The sequence below is a fragment of the Actinomyces oris genome (assembly GCF_001937665.1).
Lineage (GTDB): Bacteria > Actinomycetota > Actinomycetes > Actinomycetales > Actinomycetaceae > Actinomyces > Actinomyces stomatis.
In genome coordinates, this window is record NZ_MSKL01000007.1 from 70890 (window position 1) to 89519 (window position 18630).

13 protein-coding genes and 2 pseudogenes are annotated in these 18630 nt (G+C 64.6%); 7 read left to right on the top strand and 8 right to left on the bottom strand.

Going from position 1 to position 18630, the window contains the following annotated elements; translation table 11 throughout:
- Positions 1-92 precede the first annotated feature (92 nt).
- A complete protein-coding gene (locus BKH28_RS03290) occupies positions 93-956 on the top strand; it encodes a MetQ/NlpA family ABC transporter substrate-binding protein (RefSeq protein ID WP_075417466.1) in 864 nt (287 codons plus the stop codon).
- A 268-nt stretch (positions 957-1224) separates the two neighbouring features.
- Here the strand turns inward: BKH28_RS03290 and BKH28_RS13695 are convergent.
- Both BKH28_RS13695 and BKH28_RS13700 read right to left on the bottom strand, forming a co-directional pair.
- Positions 1225-1806 (bottom strand): annotated as a pseudogene (locus tag BKH28_RS13695) (transposase); the annotation flags it as partial.
- A 24-nt stretch (positions 1807-1830) separates the two neighbouring features.
- Positions 1831-1986: a transposase gene (locus BKH28_RS13700; RefSeq protein WP_256695454.1), complete on the bottom strand. Its 156-nt coding sequence runs from the start codon at positions 1984-1986 to the stop codon at positions 1831-1833.
- Positions 1987-2752: 766 nt separating this feature from the next.
- Between BKH28_RS13700 and BKH28_RS03300 the strand changes: the two genes are divergently transcribed.
- Both BKH28_RS03300 and BKH28_RS03305 read left to right on the top strand, forming a co-directional pair.
- Positions 2753-4747, top strand: coding sequence for an HsdM family class I SAM-dependent methyltransferase (locus BKH28_RS03300; RefSeq protein WP_075417467.1), 1995 nt, complete (start codon positions 2753-2755; stop codon positions 4745-4747).
- On the top strand, positions 4744-5307 hold the full coding sequence (locus BKH28_RS03305) for a restriction endonuclease subunit S (RefSeq protein WP_075417468.1): 564 nt from the start codon (positions 4744-4746) through the stop codon (positions 5305-5307). The genes BKH28_RS03300 and BKH28_RS03305 overlap by 4 nt, the downstream gene beginning before the upstream one ends.
- A gap of 197 nt (positions 5308-5504) precedes the next feature.
- On the opposite strand, the pseudogene BKH28_RS14000 reads toward BKH28_RS03305, so the two are convergent.
- From BKH28_RS14000 to BKH28_RS13520, 5 genes and pseudogenes are all read right to left on the bottom strand, one after another.
- Positions 5505-7066, bottom strand: a pseudogene (locus BKH28_RS14000) (IS1634 family transposase); the annotation flags it as partial.
- Positions 7067-7182: 116 nt separating this feature from the next.
- Positions 7183-8379 (bottom strand): glycerate kinase family protein, encoded by a 1197-nt coding sequence (locus tag BKH28_RS03325; protein ID WP_075417470.1) that lies wholly within the window; start codon positions 8377-8379, stop codon positions 7183-7185.
- A 77-nt stretch (positions 8380-8456) separates the two neighbouring features.
- Positions 8457-10028, bottom strand: a complete 1572-nt coding sequence (locus BKH28_RS03330; protein WP_143224056.1) for an SLC13 family permease — start codon at positions 10026-10028, stop codon at positions 8457-8459.
- Complete coding sequence (locus BKH28_RS03335; protein ID WP_075417511.1) at positions 10025-11659, bottom strand: sensor histidine kinase; 1635 nt, start codon at positions 11657-11659, stop codon at positions 10025-10027. Before BKH28_RS03335 ends, BKH28_RS03330 begins: the two co-directional genes overlap by 4 nt.
- Positions 11660-11664: 5 nt before the next feature.
- Positions 11665-11814: a hypothetical protein gene (locus tag BKH28_RS13520; RefSeq protein WP_178388096.1), complete on the bottom strand. Its 150-nt coding sequence runs from the start codon at positions 11812-11814 to the stop codon at positions 11665-11667.
- 547 nt (positions 11815-12361) lie between these two features.
- On the opposite strand from BKH28_RS13520, the gene BKH28_RS03340 reads away from it, so the two are divergent.
- The 4 genes from BKH28_RS03340 (at position 12362) to BKH28_RS03355 (ending at position 16602) form a co-directional block, all read left to right on the top strand.
- Positions 12362-13081 (top strand): ABC transporter ATP-binding protein, encoded by a 720-nt coding sequence (locus BKH28_RS03340; protein ID WP_075417471.1) that lies wholly within the window; start codon positions 12362-12364, stop codon positions 13079-13081.
- On the top strand, positions 13078-14469 hold the full coding sequence (locus BKH28_RS03345) for an FtsX-like permease family protein (protein ID WP_075417472.1): 1392 nt from the start codon (positions 13078-13080) through the stop codon (positions 14467-14469). Before BKH28_RS03340 ends, BKH28_RS03345 begins: the two co-directional genes overlap by 4 nt.
- A 132-nt stretch (positions 14470-14601) precedes the next feature.
- On the top strand, positions 14602-15906 hold the full coding sequence (locus BKH28_RS03350; protein ID WP_256695456.1) for a sensor histidine kinase: 1305 nt from the start codon (positions 14602-14604) through the stop codon (positions 15904-15906).
- Positions 15907-15909: 3 nt separating this feature from the next.
- On the top strand, positions 15910-16602 hold the full coding sequence (locus tag BKH28_RS03355; protein ID WP_081380019.1) for a response regulator transcription factor: 693 nt from the start codon (positions 15910-15912) through the stop codon (positions 16600-16602).
- 420 nt (positions 16603-17022) lie between these two features.
- On the opposite strand, the gene BKH28_RS03360 is transcribed toward BKH28_RS03355, so the two are convergent.
- Entirely contained in the window at positions 17023-18606 is a 1584-nt protein-coding gene (locus BKH28_RS03360) for an RNA-directed DNA polymerase (RefSeq protein WP_075417473.1), read from the bottom strand.
- Positions 18607-18630: the final 24 nt, after the last annotated feature.

Sequence of the window (18630 nt, forward strand, 5' to 3'; positions counted from 1 at the left end):
GGAACCGGTCGGCCGCGTCGTCGGCCCCAGCACTGTCAAGCCTTTCCTCCCTCCCGTCACTGGGGCCGCCCGGCCCCGCGAAAGGAACCACCATGTCCTCCTCCATCTCCCGCCGCACCGTCATCGCCGGTGGCCTGGCCACCGCTGCGGCCCTCACCCTGGCCGCCTGCGGCTCCAAGTCCGGTAAGGGCGGCGACGTCCAGGGCATCAAGGTCGACGGCGACACCGCCACGATCACCATCGGTGCCACCCCCAAGCCCCACGTCGAGATCCTCAAGTGGGTCCAGGACAACCTCACCAAGGGATCCGGCATCAAGCTGGACATCAAGGAGATCAACGACTACCAGACGCCCAACTCCTCGTTGGAGGACGGCTCGCTGGCCGCCAACTTCTACCAGACCCCCAACTTCCTGGCTCAGCAGAACAAGGAGAAGGGCTACGACTTCGTCTCCATCGCCGACGTCCACATCGAGCCCATGGGTATCTACACCTCCAAGGGATACAAGGACGTCAAGGACATCAAGGAGGGCGGCACGATCGTCCTCAACAACGACCCGGCCAACACGGCGCGTGGGCTCAAGCTCCTGGCCCAGGCCGGGCTCATCGAGCTGGACAAGTCCGCCGAGCTGCCCAGCGACACCGACGTGACCTCCAACCCCAAGAAGCTGAAGTTCACCACGGTCGACGGCGCCCAGGTCTACAAGTCGATGCCGGACGCCGAGGCCGCGGTCATCAACGGCAACTACGCCATCGACGCCGGGCTGAACCCCAAGAAGGACGCGCTCGTCCTGGAGAAGGGCGGCAAGGACTCGGAGTACCCCAACCAGCTCGTCGTGCGTAAGGACGACAAGGACAACGAGCACCTCAAGAAGCTCGCCAAGCTCCTCAACGACGAAAAGCTGCGTGACTACATCAACAAGACCTGGCCCGACGGGGCCGTCGTCGCGGCGTTCTGACGTCGAAGGCTGCGGGCCTGCCACAGGTCCGTGCGCGGGGCCGGTTGTGGTTGGTCGAGAGGCTGACTGCGACCGGCCCTTCGTGCTGGTGTGGGCGGGGTGGGGAGTGCGGGCAGATGTGCGGCTCGGGCGGGTGCACTCCGCGCGTCCGGGGACATTCTTGGCTCGTCGTGTTTGAGGGTGTAGTAGGTGGGTCCTATCACCGGGCTTAGGTGGTTGCTGTCAGGTGGTCTTTGAGGCGTCCGGCGTGGATGAGGCTGCGGATGGTTTAGTGCGTCAGGTTCCTGAAAATCAGAGCGATACCTCTGAGGTGCTCAAGGTGCCCATCGATGGCTTCGGTGGGGCCGTTGGAGGTGCGGGGTTGGTCGAAGTAGGCCAGGATGTCAGCAGCTCTTTCGGCCAGGGTCTTGGCCAGTATCTGGATCTCATCTAGCCCGTCGGGGACGGCCTGTTTCGGGGAGTCGATGAGCCGTTGCATTAGGAACCGTCCCAGGCCCGTCCCGCTCGGTGCGGTAGGCCTGGATGAGGCGCTGGTAGACGCACCAAGTGGCCTGGACCGGAGCGTGGCGCTGGTTGGCGAACAGCGCTCAAGGCGCTCGGCCTGGGTATCGGTGAGCATGCCGGCGTCCGTGCGCAGCGTGCGTCTGGCCTGGTATAGCGGGTTAACCTTGCGGCCCCGGCAGCCGGCGGTCTCGTGCTGGACTCTGCGGCGGCACTCATCGAGTTTGGCTCCCGTTAGGGATACGACGTGGAAGGGGTCCATGACCGCTCGAGCCTCTGGCACCTCCTCGCCTGCGGCGTTCTTGAACCCGGTGAAACTGTCCATGGCCACCACCTCGACCCACCTGCGGCAGGCCTGGTCGCGCTGGGAGGGTCAGGTCTTAAGGGGCCTCTTGGAACGCTCCGGGACCACGTCCAGCAGGCGGGCCGGACCCGCCTCGTGACGCACGGGGGTCAGGTCGATGATGACGGTGACGTACTTGTCGCCCCTCCTGGTGTGGCGCCAGATATGCTCATCAACACCTAGCACCTTGACACCCTCGAATCGGTGAGGGTCGTTGGTGATGGCCTGCTCGGCTCGAGTCAGGATCGCGGTGTTGGGGGTGTGCTAAGAGTTCCCCAGGGCCTGTGCGACGCGTGAGACGGACATGGCCTCAAGGCCCAAGGCCCGTATCCCCGTCTCGACCGCTGCGTTGGTCAGCCGAGCTCTGGACTCAGCCAGGGTGGAGGTGTCCTGCCTCACTCGGCGGCAGTGCGTGGGGGCGAAGCGCCTCAGGCGTACCAGCAGCTGTGTGGTTCGCCATCCCGTCGGTACGTAAGCCAGGCGCCGGGACACCATCCCACGAGCAACGCCTTGGGCACCGCAGACCTTGCAGAACGGGTCCTCAAACCCGATCGGCATGCGGCACTCCGCAATGGCTCACCTTGCGGTGAGGTGCTGGCCCACCGCGGTCAGTCCCAGGGCGTCCAAGCCCAGGAAGGTCGTCAGGTCAGGTCAGGGCCGGGCAGGTGAAGGTAGTCTCAGACACGTCGAGGTCGCTCGTGACGGTTGTGCAGCAGCTCCCATCATCGGGGGACCTCGACCCCCGCCCACCGCGACAACACACTCACCGCCCCCATCAAACAGATCGATAGGCCCTACTTACTACATCCCCAAACATGAAGAACCGAACATTGAGTATCCGATAAATACAGCACTAGAAAAACAGATAAGCGAACACTCTGGGAAGCCTCGACGAGTCAAGGCAGCAGTCAAGTCAACTCAGACGGTTTAACTATGGAAAAGGAGCAGTCACATGGCGAATGAGCGCAGTACAGATCAGTTCGTTCGAGATATGCTGCGAGACATCGGTTTCACGCGACCCTGGGAACAGAGTATCTCGGATGCGCCGGCCTATCTCTACGAAGCCATGGAAGGTGCTTCGAAAGGCCAAGGTGGTGGTCGAGGAAAACCAGAATTCGTTGTCGAGTCAGGCGATTTCATCGTTGTAATCGAAGACAAAGCACGTGCTGATCAGATTGTGAAAACAACCGATGATGGTGTCGTTGATCTGGATTATCCCGCGCGAGCAGACTTCGCTCTGAATGGTGCGATGCACTATGCCGAAGTGTTCGCTGCAAAGACAGGTAAGAAAGTCTTTGCCATCGGAGTGGCTGGTAGTGAGACACACAATGCCATCCAAGTAGCCTTCTCCGCCCCACAGCGAGTTCCTAAAGTGCTTGACAGTCAGTTCGATACATTTACGAGTTTTTCGCCTCAGGCGATTGATGAATTCTATCGGGTGGCGGTGCTTGGTGAGCTTCCTCAAGAGGAAAAAAACGTCCGCGAGATTCGCAAAGTCGCAGCGGAACTCCACGAAGGTATGCGTAATTACACCTCGTTGGAGAATGAGCACAAAGCCACCCTTGTCTCTGCAATTTTGTTGGCTCTGAAATACCGACCAGAACTAGTAAAAGACCTTACTGGTGAGAAGGGTAAAGGCTATCGAGATGGGGAGAAGGTTTATCGTGCTGCCCGGGAATACTTAGAAAGTGACGAAGCAGATCTCGGGCCTAAACAAAAAATCGGCATCATGCTTGACCGCTTTAAATTCATTCAGCGCCATGTGCTACTCAACGCTCGCAACAGCGATCTTGGGAAGACCCCGTTGCGTCACTTCGCGGAGATTCTGGATCGAGACGTATTCAAAGTCGTATCTGATCCAACTTATTCGGCGTTTGATGTACTTGGAAACTTCTACGGGGAGTTTGTCAAGTATGGTGGATCCGACGGTAACTCCCTTGGGATCGTGCTTACGCCACACCACATCACGGATTTAATGTCGGAGCTCATCGATGTCAACTGTGATGACGTTGTCCTGGATCCCACAGCAGGTTCGGCGTCCTTTCTGATTGCAGCAATGCGTCGGATGTTCAATGACGCAGAAAATAGGTTCAAGGAGGACTCACATAAGCTGGAGGATAGAATTGATGAAATCAAACGGTTTCAACTCCATGGTGTAGAACTACAAGAAAAGTTGTTCGCCGTTGGAACGACGAACATGATCCTTCGAGGGGATGGTAAAGCGAACTTCCAGCGCAACTCGATCTTCGATGTGACACGTGACGGGTTCTTCCCATACGATCCCGAGCGCCCGGGACGGCTAGAGGGCTTTACAAAGGTGCTGATGAATCCGCCGTATTCGCAAGCGAAGGATAAGACGACTCGGCATCTCTCTGAACTGTCGTTCATCAGCTACGCGCTTGATTTGTTGGAGGTGCGAGGACGTTTAGCCGCTATCGTGCCGCAATCGGCGATGGTAGGTAAGACTCGCGAGGACAAGGCTTTGAAGGCTGCGATCATGAAAAAGCACACGCTTGATGCAGTGCTAACCATGAACCCTGACACGTTCCACGGCATAGGGACTCACGTCGTAATTGCACTGTTCACTGCAGGGGTGCCTCATCCCGAATACAAAAAAACATCCTTCATTGATTTCAAGGATGACGGATACAAGGTTCGTCAACACGTCGGGCTTGTGGACGATGGGCGGGCCGAGGATCGTCGCAAGCACCTAATGTCAGTCCTTAACGACGGAGTACCAGACGACACGCACTTCATCGTACGGACTGAGGTCACGGCGACAGATGAGTGGCAGCACAGTTACTTCTATTTCAATGACCAGCCGCCAACCGAGGAAGAGTTCCTCCACACCGTTGCCGACTATGTAACCTGGCAGGTCAAAATGCACACTCACGGGCTTGGAAACCTTGTAGCTCCGACTTTGACAGACACGGAGGATGCATCATGAATACGTTCGAATCATTGCATTTTCAGCCGATGCTAATCACAGATGTATTTGAGTCGATAGCGGCTTCTAAAGCCTGGTACGACAAGTCGGCACTCAGCACGACGGGTGTTCCCTCATATCCTTTCGTTTCACGGACCAAAGCCGATAACGGCGTTGACGGATTTTGCTCTCGTCAAGAGAAAGACCCTGAAGCTGGCAATGCCATCACAATAGGACTTGACACGCAAACGGTGGGATTTCAGCCCGTAGCGTTTTACACGAGCCAGAACATCCAGATATTACGCCACTCGAATCTGACTCCAACAACCGCAGTTGTGCTTATGACCGTAATCCAGACCCAGTTGCGCAAGTTCAGCTGGGGTGGAAATGGGGCAACCTTGGGGCGTTTGAAAGCAACGAAGATCATGGTTCCAACTACCGCCGACAGTGCGGACGAATCGGTCGTTGACTGGGGTGGTATATCTGAACTCGGTCGGGAATTGTTCGCCGAAGTCCACATGCACACACGCATCGCGCTTGACCATCTGTTACAGGTTATGTCGGCGAGCGACCTGAGCTGACCTTCGAACCAACGCTGATCGCGGATATCTTCAAAGCGCATAGGACTCCATCCTGGTTAAACATGAACTAGGTTGAAGCGGGACCGGCCCGGTATCCCCACGTCACGAACTCGGTCAACGCCAACAGCGTCGTGGGCTTTATTCTGAGTTGCACAGTGTTTAGTGCCCTGTTGGGATTTTAAGAGCGGTGAGATGTCTTCGGCCCCGGGGGCAGGGAGCGGCGGGGTGAGATGGTGGCCGTTGAGGTTGGTGGTGACGTCCTGGAGGGGTTTGAGGGTGCGGATGACGCGTTTGATGCTGATCTCGGTGGCGTCCTGAAGGTGGCGGGCTACGGCCAGGGAGGCCACGACCACGGTCAGGTGAGCCTCCATCGCGTCTCGGGTGTGGTGGAAGATGGGGCGGGCTCGCAGGTCGTGTTTGCTCATCCGGAAGGACTGGCCGGGCGTGCCACAGTTCGTGGTAGGAGGAGACGACCTCACCAGTGTCCATCAGGTGCGCGGGGATGCTGGTGACTTAGCCCTTGAGACCCACCAGGGACCTGGCCCTGGCGATGGACGTCTCGTCGAGGACCTGATCGCCTTTATGGGCGGTGACGAAACGGGTGCCCTGAGGATGCTTTTCGCCGGCGATGACGGCCCGAGCCCGGTCGGCCTGGGCCGTGAGGGTCTGGTTGTCCCGGGCCGCTCGCTTCTTGGGGTAGGCCCAGATGGCCCGCCACGAACCGGGATGGATGTCCGGGTCCCACACCGGCTCATGACGCCTGCTGACGTCGCGCTCGCTCCTGGAGCCCTGCTTGGGGGTGATGGTGTCGATCAGCCGACCATCGGTGAAGGCGTCGCCTTCCCAGTGGAAGTGCACCTCCAGATCCCCTGGGGTGCGGACCTGCCGGGTCCCGACGATGAACCGCAGCCGGGCGTCGTCCAGGGCCGTCAGGTTGGCGGCCGAGAGCATGCCGGCGTCAGTGACACCACGAGGTCCTCGATATCGTGGGCGGCCTGGAAAGCCTCCACGATGGGGATGATCGTGGTGGTCTCAGCTTTGTTGCCCTCCCAGCAGCCGACCTGGAGAGGGAAACTGGCCCGGTCGACCAGCAGGCCCACGATGACCTGGGGGTCGACCCTCCGCTCCTTGGAGTAGCCGACCTTGCGCAGGTCATCCTCACGCTCGGTCTCGAAGTACAAGGTGGTGACGTCGTACAGGCACAGGGCCAGACCCCCACTGGCGGTGACGTGCTCGAACAGGGCTCCAGACAGGCTCTCGCGGTAGCCCCGCTCCTGGGCCCGGGCCAGACAGGCTTGCAGGGTGTTGCGGTGGGCCGGGGCTGGCCAGCCGATCTCGGACAGGACTCTGGGGTGTCGGCCTTGGAGGTCGGCTCGATCAAGCGCGCGACGACCATCTGCTCAAAGGCTCGGTCACCCCCCGACCGCCTCACTCAGCTCCAGACGGGCGTAGACCGTCTTGATGGCCTCGATCAAACCGCCCGACCTGCGGGAGATGATCGCCGGCCTTCGCGCCGCACCACCATGACCCGGCTCATGACTGGGTGCCTGGCCTCCACCGTCGAGCGCCGACCCCAGACCCAGGACCTGCTGACCCGCCAGAAGCCTCTGGTGTCCCAGGTGCAACAGAGCGGCCAGCCAGCCTTGTCATGAGCTGAACCCAGGTGCTCAACGATCCGGCGCGCACCGTTCTCCTTGACCACGACCTGCACGGCCGTGGCCCCAGAGGCGGTCATGACCTTACGCAGGTACGGGGTCACCCACCAGTTCCTACCGGCCCCTTAGTGCCCCACAACAGCCACTCCACCCCCCCCCACCATTCCAACGAAAAACCCCACCCTGAAGCATCAACCAACCCCAAACTGTGCAACTCAGGTCAGGCGGCGATGGCGGCGCCCAGGAGGATGAGGCGCAGCGCCCGCTCGGTGGCGTCGGTGACGAGCTCGTCGGCGTGGGAGACGGCCTCGGTCAGGTCCATGGGGACCGGGATGATGCCCATGACGGCGTCGATCCCGGCGGCGTGGACGGCGTCGGAGCCCTGGCCGATGGAGCCGGCCAGCGCGATGACCGGTTTGCCGGCCAGCTTGGCCCGCCGTCCCACCTCGGCGGGAATCTTGCCGCGCGGTGTCTGGAAGTCGACGGCGCCCTCGGCGGTGATGACCAGGTCGGCTCGGGCGATCTGGGTGTCGAGGTCGACGCCGCACAAGTCGGCATCCATGAGGACGTCGAAGCGCGAGCACAGTCTGGCCCCCAGTCCCGCGGCGAGCCCGGCTCCCAGGCCGCCCGAGGCGCCGGTCCCAGGGCCGGTGAGCAGGTCGCGGTGGGCCGCCTGGGCGGGGAAGGCCTCGGTGAGGAGACCGGCCCAGTGGACCAGGCCCGCCTCGAGGGCCTCCACCTGCTCGGGGGTCGCCCCCTTCTGCGGCCCGAATACGCGGGCCACGCCGCGCTCGCCGGTGAGGAGGTTGTGCATGTTGCCGGCCACGAGGACCTCGACGTCGCGCAGGCGGGGGTCCATGCCGGAGGTCTCGATCCGCTGGACTCGGGCCAGGTTCGAGCCGATCGGGTCGATCTCATCGCCGCCTGCGTCCAGAAGCCGGGCGCCCAGGGCGACGAGCGCGCCGGCCCCGCCGTCGCAGGTCCCCGAGTCGCCGCAGCCGATGATGATGCGCCGGGCGCCGTTATCGAGGGCCACTGAGATGAGCTCTCCGACGCCGGTGGTCGTCGTGGCGCCGGGGTCGCGCATCCCGGCGGGCACCAGGCGCAGGCCGGCCGCCGCGGCCATCTCCACCAGCCAGGTGCCCTGGGCCGATCCGCCCAGCCGGGCCAGGTAGGAGTCGACCGGCTCACCGACGGGGCCGGTGACGCGGGTGGTGACGAGGTCGCCGCCGGTGGCCCGGGCCATCGTGGCCGCCGAGCCCTCTCCGCCGTCGACCAGGGGCAGCTCGACGACGACGGCGCCGGGCAGGAGACGGCGCACCCCGGCGGCCACCGCCTGGCACACCCCCTCGGGGGACAGGCTCTCCTTGAAACCGGAGGGGGCGACGAGAATGCGGGTGGGAACGGATGTGGGCATGACTTTCCTCCAGGGTTGCAATGTGTGCGGGGTTCTCAGGGGATGGGGCGGGCCCGGGGCGCGGGTGTCGCCCGGCCTCACCAGCTCAGGCCCAGCAGCGGCCACAGCCAGGCGCTGCACGCCATGACCAGGACCACCATGAGGGGGCCGAGGAGCAGCGACAGGCGCCGCAGGTCGTCGGGGGAGAAGGTCTCCACGCCCTCGATGTCGGAGAACATGGCCACGGGCTTGGCCGAGGACGGCAGCGTGTGGCAGAAGCCCGCGGCGGCGGTCGAGGCGAAGGCCGCCGCGGCCGGGCTGACACCCACCGCCGGAGCCAGGGCCACGACGATCGGGATGAGGACGGCCGAGCGGGCCGAACGCGACTGGATGACCAGGTGCGATGCCGTCGAGAGCACCACGACGACCAGCATGAAGGGCCAGGGGGAGTGAATCCTCACGGCGTTGAAGGCCGAGGTCGCCACCCACTTCGCGGCGCCGGTGGACACCAGCGCGTCCCCCATGGCGAGGGTGGCCGCCATGAAGACCAGCAGCGACCAGGGGGCCTTGGCCAGGGCCTTGCGCAGGGCCACCGAGCCGTAACCGGGCAGCGAAGTCACCAGGACCCCCATGAGGGCCACGATGGCCGGGTCGATCCCGTGCAGGGCCTCGGTGCACCACAGCACCACGACCGTGCCGACGAGCAGGGCGGCCCGGTTCTCGGCCTGGGTCAGGGGGCCGGTGACCGGGGTCGGGGAGGCCGCCGCGAGGTCGGCGATGTCGACGCGCACCCGACGGCGCATGTCCTCCCTGCGGGTGAACAGCCACACGATGAGCTCGGTGGACAGGTGGCTGGACAGGGCTGCCAGGGGCAGGCCCAGCAGCAGCCAGCCGGCGAAGGAGAACTCCTGCCCACCGGCCGAGGCCACGATGTGGGAGGTCACCAGGTGGGCGCCCGCCCCCAGGAAGGAGCCGACCGCGGACAGCAGGATGACAGTGGGGAAGATGATCGACAGGGCGTGGATGAGCCGCTTGCGGGAGGCCACCAGGGCGTCGTCGTCGCCCGACCCGGTGCGCAGCGCGCCGGCCAGGGCCGTGTACACCGGCAGCAGCAGGGCGGCCCGACCCGAGGTGGAGGGGGCCGCGAAGACGGTGGCGACGATCGCGGCCGTCACCAGGTGGAGCAGGACACGCGGGTGGTCGGTGCCGGTCACCAGCCAGGCCGCCAGGCGGCCCGTCAGACCCGAGGCGCTCACCCCGACGGCGATGACGAAGGCCGCCACCAGCAGCCAGATCGTGTCGTCACCGAGGCTGGCGAACATCTCGTCCGGGCTCAGGGCGCCGGTGAGGACCAGGGCGGTGGCGGCCCCCAAGGAGATGTAGGTGTCGTCCACGCTCGTGAAGGCCCAGGCCCACACCGAGGCGATGAAGATGATGAGGGTGAGTGCGCCGGTGACGGTCAGGCTCCCCTCGGCGCCGCCGGCGCGCCAGGCGGCCACGCCCACGGCCGCGCACAGGCACACGGCGAGGGCGGCGGAGATGATGCGCCGCCATGGCAGGCGTCGGGCCGGAGCCGGTTCGCCGCTCCTGGCCAGGGAGAGCGGCAGGGTCTCGCGCACGGTGGGCACATCGGTTTCGAAGGAGGCAACGGCGTCAGTCGCGGTGGTCATGAGCCGGCCTCCTCTCCCGAGGCGCCGTGCGCGCGGTCATCGTGGGTGCCGTCGTCGTGGGCGCTGTCGTCGTGGGCGGCCGCCGGCTCACCGTCGCTCACCCGGGGCGCCGTGGCCGCCGAGGTGCGTGAGGAGGGGGCGGTGGCCGGGGAGACGACGGAGGCGGGATCGGGGTCCGAGGAGAGGTGCCAGGAGCTGTCGGCCGGGATGCGCAGGCCGACGGTGGCGCCCTGACCCGAGGCGGAGACCGCGAAGACGGTGCCGTCGTGGGCGTCGGCGATGGCCCGCACGATGGCCAGACCCAGCCCGCTGCCGCGTGGCCTGCCATCGGCCTCGCCGTGCGTGAAGCGCTCGAAGAGCCAGTCGACGTCGTCGTCAGCCAGTCCGGGGCCCTCGTCGGTTACGGAGATCTCCAGCCCGCTGCGGCCGTAGCCGTCGGTGCCGGGGGCGACGGTGAGGGTCAGAGGACCGTCGCCGTGCTGCAGCCCGTTGCGGGCGAGGTGACCGGTGGCCTGACGCAGGCGCTCGACGTCGAGTGTGGCCGTGCCGCGGGCCCTGAGGTCGAAGCTCCAGCGGCCCGGGGCCATGGCCTCGACGTCGTCGAGCAGGGTGCGAGCCAGCTCGGAGACCTCGACGTCCGGGGTGAGGTGGGCGAAGTCGCGCCGTTCGGCCTGGGTGAGGGACTGGAGGTCGTCGAGGACCCGCTGCAGCTCGGCGATCTGGGCGCGCTGCTGGAGGACGGTGCGGGTGGCCGGCTGGCTGGCCAGGCGCGCGTCCATGACGGCCAGGGGGCCTGAGATCTCCTGGTGGGCACGCAGGACGAACTGGGTCTGGCCGTCGAAGGCCTCCTGAAGGCGGTCCAGCATGCCGTTGAACGCCTCGGTCAGGCCGGCGATGTCGTCGCGCCCCTTGACGGGTAGGCGGCGGTTGAGGTCCTGGGTGGAGACGGAGGCGGCCGCGGTGCGCAGGTCGTGCAGGGGACGCAGGATCTGGCGGGCCACGAGCAGCCCGACGACGCCGGTGAGGACCAGGACGGCCGCGCTGATGCCGACCATGAGCCAGATCGTGGCGTTGAGCTGGTCCACGCGGGAGGCGGTGAAGCTCATGGTGATGACGGACAGGTGCTGGGAGGGGTTGTCGGGCTCGAGCTCGACCCGGGCCCAGCGGACCTCCCCGCTTCCGTAGGAGGTGGCGCCCGACGGCGACTGCAGCATCTTGACGAACAAGGGGTCCGTGCTGGTCAGGTCCAGGTTCGGGGCGGAGGCGCCGGAGGCCTGGGTGGCCTTGCCGGTGGCGTGGTTGTAGATGATGACGGCCTCGCGGTCGGTGAGCTGCTGGCCGTCCCGGTAGACCTCCATGAGACGGGTGGTGGAGGTGAAGGGTTTGGAGGTCCGCGGGTCGACGCCGGTGGAGGCGAAGTTCTGCAGCTCCTTGACCTCGTGGGCGACGTCGGCGTTGGCGGAGCGGGAGATGTCCGCCATGAGAGTGGAGCGTACGGAGACGATCATGCTGGTCAGCCCCAGGGCGACGACGAACAGCATCCAGGCGACGATGCGCAGCCGTGCGGGCACCGAGGGACCGGAGACCGGGTTGGCGGCCAGTGGGGGAGGAGACGAGGGGACGGTGGTCATCGGCATCAGCTCCCTTGGCCAGCAGAGGTCAGGTGGACCGGGCTGGGCTGCGCGGGCGGGCCGGGGACGACGGCCATGAACTCGGCGGCCAGCGCCAGCGCCACCGGGACGAGCATGAGCAGAGCCAGGGCGAGGATGCGGCGTGAGGTGTTCATGCTTCAACTGTCACGAGCCAGCCCTAGAGGGACCACAGGTGAGCGTGAGAGTTCTCTTATGTTGAATGGCTTAGCGAAACAGTAATATTTATAGGTCTTAGTGGTGGGTGGGGTGGGCGTGCGACGTCGTCGGGGACATTCTTGTGCGGCCGGGGACGTTCGACGCCGTCGGGGACCGGATTCCTGTCCCCGAACGCGCGGACTGTCCCCGGCTGGAGCGGACCGCGCCCGGCCGCGCGGAATGTCCCCAACCGCGCTGCCCGTGGGGTCGGTTGTCATCATCTGTGGACAGTTCGCGGTCTGTGGGCCCGGGAGCCGAGGCGGTCGCCTAGGTTGATCCGCGGGCGTCCGACGGCGTCCCGCGATTCCGGCGGATTCACAGGGGAGAGGACGGTCCAGGGCCATGGCAGCTCGACGTGAACGGAGACAGCCGAGCCGGTCGGCTCAACCAGTGCGGGGACGCACACCCGGGGGCCTCGGGGGCCCGGGCGGCGCGGCTGGGGAGGGAGACGTCGTCGGCGTCGGGGGAGAAGGTGGCCCGGCCGCTGTGGAGGCGCGTGATCTGCGCAAGTCCTTCCCGACCCCCGGTGGGGAACCGATCGAGATCCTGCACGGCATCTCCTGCGCCATGATGCCGGGGCGGATGACGGCGCTGGTCGGACCCAGTGGCTCGGGCAAGTCCACGGCGCTGCTGTGCCTGGCCGGGCTGGAGCCGGCGACGTCGGGGCGCGTCTCGCTCATGGGGCGTGACCTCGGCGGGCTCCCGGCGGCGCGGGTGGCCGAGCTCTACCGCGATCGGGTGGGCTTCGTCTTTCAGGCCTACAACCTTGTGCCCTACTTGACGGTGCGGGAGAACATCACGATCTCCGACACCCTGGCCGGCAGGCGCCCCGATTCGGCACGGGTGCGAGAAGTCCTGGTCGGGCTGGGACTGGAGTCGCGCGCTGACGCGGTCGCGACCACGCTCTCGGGCGGCGAGCAGCAACGCGTCGCCCTAGGGCGGGTCCTCTACCGCCGTCCACCGGTCGTCTTCGCCGACGAACCGACCGGGGCCCTGGACACCCGCTCGGCCGCCTTCGTCCTGGCCGAGCTGCGGCGCCTGGCCGACGACGGGGCCGCCGTCATCCTCGTGACGCACGACCTGGGGGCCGCAGCCCTGGCGGAGAGCGTACTCATCATGCGCGATGGCCGTATCGTCGACCGCCGCCGCGGTGCCACCCCCGACGAGCTGCTGGCCGCCGTCAATCAGATGGGAGATGCGGCATGACCCGCTACACGCTGCGCGCCCTGGCTACACAGTGGCGAGCCTGGTCGGGGACGGTGGCGGTGCTGGCCCTCGCCGCCGGGCTCATCAACGTCTGCCTGGTGCACCGCATGACCGTCACCCGCCCCGACGTCGTCGCCGCGGCGCGGGCGGCGGGCGTGGACCCGGCCGAGCTCGTCGTTCCCGGTATCTCGGTCGCTTTCTACACGGCGATGGTGACGGTTCCGGTGGTGGCCGTCGTCGGGCAGTCCTGCGTGCAGGCACTGCGCACGAGCTGGGCCCTGTGGCGGTTGGCCGGCGCCCTGCCCCGCCAGGTGCTCGCCGCCGTCCTTGCCGCCGTGGCGGTGCTGGGCCTGGTGGCCTGTGTGCCCGGGATCCTGCTGGGGCAGGTGGCGGCCCAGCCCTTCGCCTCGGTGCTCACCCGCCTGGCGGCCGCGCGCATGGGGCGGATCGAGGTCGCCCAGACACCGACGACACTTCTGCTCACCGTGGTGGTCGTGGTCGCCGTCGCGGTCCTGGGGGCCGTGGGCCCGGCACGCGCCGCCGTGAGAACGCCAGCCGTGGAGGCAGTGCGGGACACCGCATCGGAAGGCCGACGCCGCATGGGGGTGGGGCGATGGATCCTGGCCGGAGTGTGGGCGCTTGCGTGTGCGGGGCAGCTGTTCGTCGCTTTTCTGGCCCCACCCGGAAGGAAGATCGACGGATTGCCGACCGGTGGGGGCCAGGCGATCCTGGCGTCGCTCCTGCTCGCGGTCCTCGTGGTGCTGCTGGCGCCCGCGCTCATCCCGCGGCTGCTGCGGCTGTGGTCGGCGCCGCTGGCGCGGCTGGGTGGACCGTGGCTCATCGCGCGGCGTTCGGCGCTGTGGCGCAGCGAGTCGTCGGCAAGTGCCATCGGCCTGCTGGCCCTGGCGATCTCCTTCACCGCGGCACTCACGACCAGTCTCGCCACGGGGCAGGCGGTGGTGGAGGCGGCGCGCCTGAACGTGGCGATCAACCAGGTGGACTCGCTGGTGCTGGCGGCGATCCTCGGGGCGATGGCGCTGCTGGGGGCCGTGGCCGTCGTCGGCATGTCCTCCCGGTCCCGGCAGTGTGAGTTCGCGGTGCTGCGCTGCGCCGGGAGCACGGTGCGCGGCGTGTGCCGGCAGGTGGTCGTCGAGGCGGCGCTGTACGTGGGGACGGCCCTGCTGATCTCGCTCGTGCCACTGGTGGTGACAACGGCCGGCGAGTCCCTTTTCTACGCCAGGGCGGGGATGCCGCTGGTAGTGCGCCCCGGCGTCGGGCCAGTGCTGCTGGTGGCCCTCCTGTCCTTCCTGGCCCTGGTCGCGGTGCTACTCGCTCCGATCCGGGGCGCCACCCGGACCCCGATCGGCACTGTCCTGGCGGCCGAGTGACGATGGGCCCGAGGTGGGAGGGGCAGCAGATCGCTAGGACTGAGTAGGTTGGCCGCTCGCGGCCCGCTGGCCGTGGTCGGGGTTCAGGTCTCGGGGCGTAGGGTACGGACGCAACGGGGAGGAGGGGCGCTGGTGTTCGGTGCAGAGCGTGGTTCGTCGTCGGCCATGAGGATGCGGATCGACTGGCGGACGTTGGGGGAGTGGGTGCGCCAGCCGGCGCCCGCGCAGGCCGGCCCCGGCATCCTGTCCACGCTGCTCCTCATCCTGTGCGCCACCTACCAGGGCGGCATGATTGGCAGCGCGGTGCTGACCGGCCGCGTCGGCGACGGCGGCCTGGTTGCAGGGATCGCCCCGACCAGAATCGGTTCTGCGATTCTCATTCTGGCGGCCATGGGGTCCACGGCGCTCCTCACTGCGCGACGCAGGTACCCGCTGGGGGTCTTCCTGATCGAGTGTGCCGTGTACGTGGTGGCCTCGGCGCTGGGGCTCAACAACTTCTTTCTCTTCCCGATGCTGGTGGCACTGGGGAGTGCGGTGAGCCGGCTCCCGCTGTGGCAGCACCTCGCGGTGATCGGCGCGGCCTGCCTCATGGCGACGGCCAGCGCGGTCCTGGTGGCCCCGCCCGGGGTCCTGATGGAGGAGTGGCTCAGCCAGGTGGTCGCGGTCCTGCTGACGGTCATCGCGGCAATGATGGCGCGCAGCGTCGCGAACTGGCGAGCGGCGCAAGCCGGGGCCAAAGCCGAGCGGGAGCGCTTCCGGGCGCTTCGGGCCGAGCGCGATCGTGCGGTGAGCCGGGCCGGTATCGCCGCCGAGCTGCACGACTCCGTGGGGCACGGCCTGACCACGATCATCGCCCTGTCCGAGGGGTTGGCCGGTGGCGCCGACCCGGAGATCGATGAGGCGCTCGGCGGTATCAATGAGGTGGCGCGGGAGTGCTTGGAGCAGACGCGCCGGGCGGTGAGGGCCCTGGCCGACGGCGAGGATGAGTCGGCGGAGTCGCCGGACCGGGACGGTGCCGGGCGCCGGTCTTGGGATGAGATCAGGGGCGTCGTCGGCAGGGTGAGGTCATTGGGCGTTACGGTCGTCTTCACCGAGACCGGGCAGCGGGCCGACGACGCCGGGCAGGCCGAGCTGTGCTTCGCACTCACCCGGGAGGCGCTCACCAACGCGGTGCGGCACGCGCCCGCGCTGTCGCAGGTGCAGGTGTCCTGGGACCACGGCGAGTCGGCGGTCACGGTGACGGTTCGCAACGACGGCTCCTCAGGTGGCAGAGGCGGGGAGGACGACGGCCACCATGGTGGCCTCGCGGAGGGGACCGGCCTACTGCGGCTGCGGGCCCGGGTCGAGGCTGCGGGAGGCTCGCTGGACTGGGGGCTCGAGTCCGACGGTGGCTGGTTGGTGACGGCGACCGTGCCGAGAACTCGCGGTGAGGGCTGAGGCGTGGGCGCGGAGTCGGAGGGATTGAGGCCGACGTCGGTCATGATCGTGGACGACCAGCGCTACGCGCGCCTGGGGCTGGCGCTCATGATCCGCAAGGCGCCGGACCTGCGCGTGGTGGCGGAGGCCGGTGACGGGCAGGAGGCGCTGGAGGTCCTGGAGCGGCTGAACCGGTCAACGGGGCTGCCCGACGTCGTGCTCATGGATGTGCGCATGCCGGGCATGGATGGGATCAGCGCGACCCGGGCGATGGCGCGGCGGTTCCCGACGGTGAAGGTGCTGGTGCTGACCACCTACGACGAGGACGACTACGCCTTCGGGGCGTTGGAGGTGGGGGCCTCGGGGTTCCTGCTCAAGGATGTGCGGGCGGCGCAGCTGGCTCAGGCGGTGCGGGCGGTGGCGCAGGGCGACGCCGTGCTCACGCCGCGCATCACCAAGGAGCTCATTGCGCGAGGGGTTCAGCGGGCGCTGTTTGGGGCGCAGCGCGAGGGGCTGCGGGAGAGGTTTGGGGTGCTGACGCCCAGGGAGCTCGACGTGGCTCGGCTCATTGCGGAAGGCATGTCGAACGAGGAGATTGCCGAGCGGCTCGTGCTGCAGCCCGCCTCCGTGCGCCGCAACGTCAGCCGAATCCTGGCCAAGCTCCACCTGCGCGACCGCGTCCAAATCGCCGTCGCTTGGTACAAGAGCGGCGGTTGAGATGTGTTGTGTCCTCGCGTCCGGGGACATCCTGCGCGGCCGGGAACATGTCGTCGCGGGCGGAGACCATCGACGCCGTCGGGGACGGGAATCCGGTCCCCGACGGCGTCGAAGGTCCCCGGCTGGAGTGGACCGCACCCGGCCGTGCGGAATGTCCCCGCCGGCGTCGGGTGGAGGAGACCCTGTGAGACATAGTGGCCGATGCCCAGGCGATGGGCACCTATGACGACGACCTCGCCGAGATTCGCTAGTTTCTCACTGCTGTCATCTGAAGATCCCTTGATTTGTCTTGAGAAGAAGGGGCCTCCTGTATTTCCTCGAATACATTTTATTCCCTCCAGAATTCTATTTCCTGCCCACGATTATTTGTGTTTAAGTAACTCCATGAGAATCAACTCACTAAGGCCCTCGGTGGATCTATTATGCTTGTACTTTACGTTCGGAGAAAATGTGTGTTCGATAAGGCTCTATAAACAATGTTGTTTCTTCTATAGGAACTATTGGCGACAATGATTTAAGGGCGTCAGAGTCCACTATTGGGGTGCACTTTATGACTCGCTGCAGTTTTTTATCTACCCAACTGGTGTCCCAAAGTTGGTGCTTGAGCCTGGGGCTCCTGCTATTGATGTGCTGGCATAGTTTTTCTTGGTATGGGAGAAATAATCTCCGAGGATGGGCGATTCGCTGCAACCATAAGTCAAAGTACCCTGTATTCGGTACTTCTTTCATTCGATTTTGTATCATATCCACCTGTCCTTCAACCTCTTTTGGCTCAAGAAAGTCAAAGAGTACAGACAGTAGAGACATACATTGCGCATAGGAGCGAGGGTTTCGTATCATTATGTCGAATACCAGAGATATCAATACGGCAACATCCGAAAACTTTCCACTATGTACTTCGGTAGATTCAATGTGATTTCGAAAATTCGACAAAAGCCGCTCGAGCCCACCACTATTGGGGTGTTCGATAGCGAACTGACGTATGGCGAAAAGGCGTTTCTGGTGCCCTCCTACCGGGAATGAGCCTGGAAACCCCAGGTGCATTAGGTGTGCCTTATCTTTTTTTACAGAAGAAGAAATTATATCGCTGGAAATATGTGTCTTAGTTTGGTTGAGCTGCATGTTGACCGATTGAAGTGTTTTCGTTAAGTTTAAGAGAACTGTTCTGGCGTCCTCCGTAGGATGAGTGAATATCCGGTAATCGTCGCGATAGCGGATAATTTTATACCAATTTTCGGACCGCTCGACTGTTTCATTGTCATCTTGAAGTGCCGATGAAAGTAAACTGTCCGCATAGCCTAGGATCAACTCAGCGATTATGTCGGAAATGACGTTACCTTGCGGAATTCCGTTCGTCTGTCCGTGCTGCATATCCTGTAGGATCTGGTCGATCTTCCCCCCGAGGAGTTGTGGCGGATGCTGTTTGCGATCTTCTTTCCCGGCTTCTTTTCCATGCAGGGCCCAAGATAAGGAGTGTGTGTATATAGAGCCGTAGCAGTTTGTGATATCAGTAATAGCGACACATTGGTATTCGATGGACTGTGCGATCGATTCCTGCTCGAATTTGCTCCAATAGTCTGTGATTGAAGCCTCTGTTGTTTGTTTTGCATTTTTTTCGAAGGTTGGCAGCGAACAGCAAGTTATATTTGGAATCTGTCGAAATTCAAGAAACTTGTTCTTGATAAATGACCAGTTGTCTTTGTCTGTAATTAAGTTTACTAGTTCTATGTATAACACGGGGTTGATGAGTGAGAATGGGCGCCAAGATGAGCCCCCATCTTTGTTTGCTAAAAATAGATAATTTGCATCCTGTATGTCTCGTATGTCAGGGTATCCTGTTTTGTAATCATTTCTAGTTCCCCCTAATTCTTCCATAACTTTTGAGGTTTGCGCCAATAGGTTAGTGAAGTCGAAATATGAAGGAATAGGAAGGGATGAGTATGAGTGTGACGACATGAAATGTTGTCTTGCTTCTGATTCGGAAAGGTCGGTGATTTGTTGCATGTTCTACTGCTCCAATTGATGGTA

Bases quoted from the DNA above. Each gene is read 5' to 3' on its own strand.
- BKH28_RS03330 (WP_143224056.1), bottom strand. From the start codon at position 10,028: ATGACCACCGCGACTGACGCCGTTGCCTCCTTCGAAACCGATGTGCCC.
- BKH28_RS03325 (WP_075417470.1), bottom strand. From the start codon at position 8,379: ATGCCCACATCCGTTCCCACCCGCATTCTCGTCGCCCCCTCCGGTTTC.
- BKH28_RS03335 (WP_075417511.1), bottom strand. From the start codon at position 11,659: ATGACCACCGTCCCCTCGTCTCCTCCCCCACTGGCCGCCAACCCGGTC.
- BKH28_RS03360 (WP_075417473.1), bottom strand. From the start codon at position 18,606: ATGCAACAAATCACCGACCTTTCCGAATCAGAAGCAAGACAACATTTC.
- BKH28_RS13520 (WP_178388096.1), bottom strand. From the start codon at position 11,814: ATGAACACCTCACGCCGCATCCTCGCCCTGGCTCTGCTCATGCTCGTC.
- BKH28_RS03290 (WP_075417466.1), top strand. From the start codon at position 93: ATGTCCTCCTCCATCTCCCGCCGCACCGTCATCGCCGGTGGCCTGGCC.
- BKH28_RS03300 (WP_075417467.1), top strand. From the start codon at position 2,753: ATGGCGAATGAGCGCAGTACAGATCAGTTCGTTCGAGATATGCTGCGA.
- BKH28_RS03305 (WP_075417468.1), top strand. From the start codon at position 4,744: ATGAATACGTTCGAATCATTGCATTTTCAGCCGATGCTAATCACAGAT.
- BKH28_RS03345 (WP_075417472.1), top strand. From the start codon at position 13,078: ATGACCCGCTACACGCTGCGCGCCCTGGCTACACAGTGGCGAGCCTGG.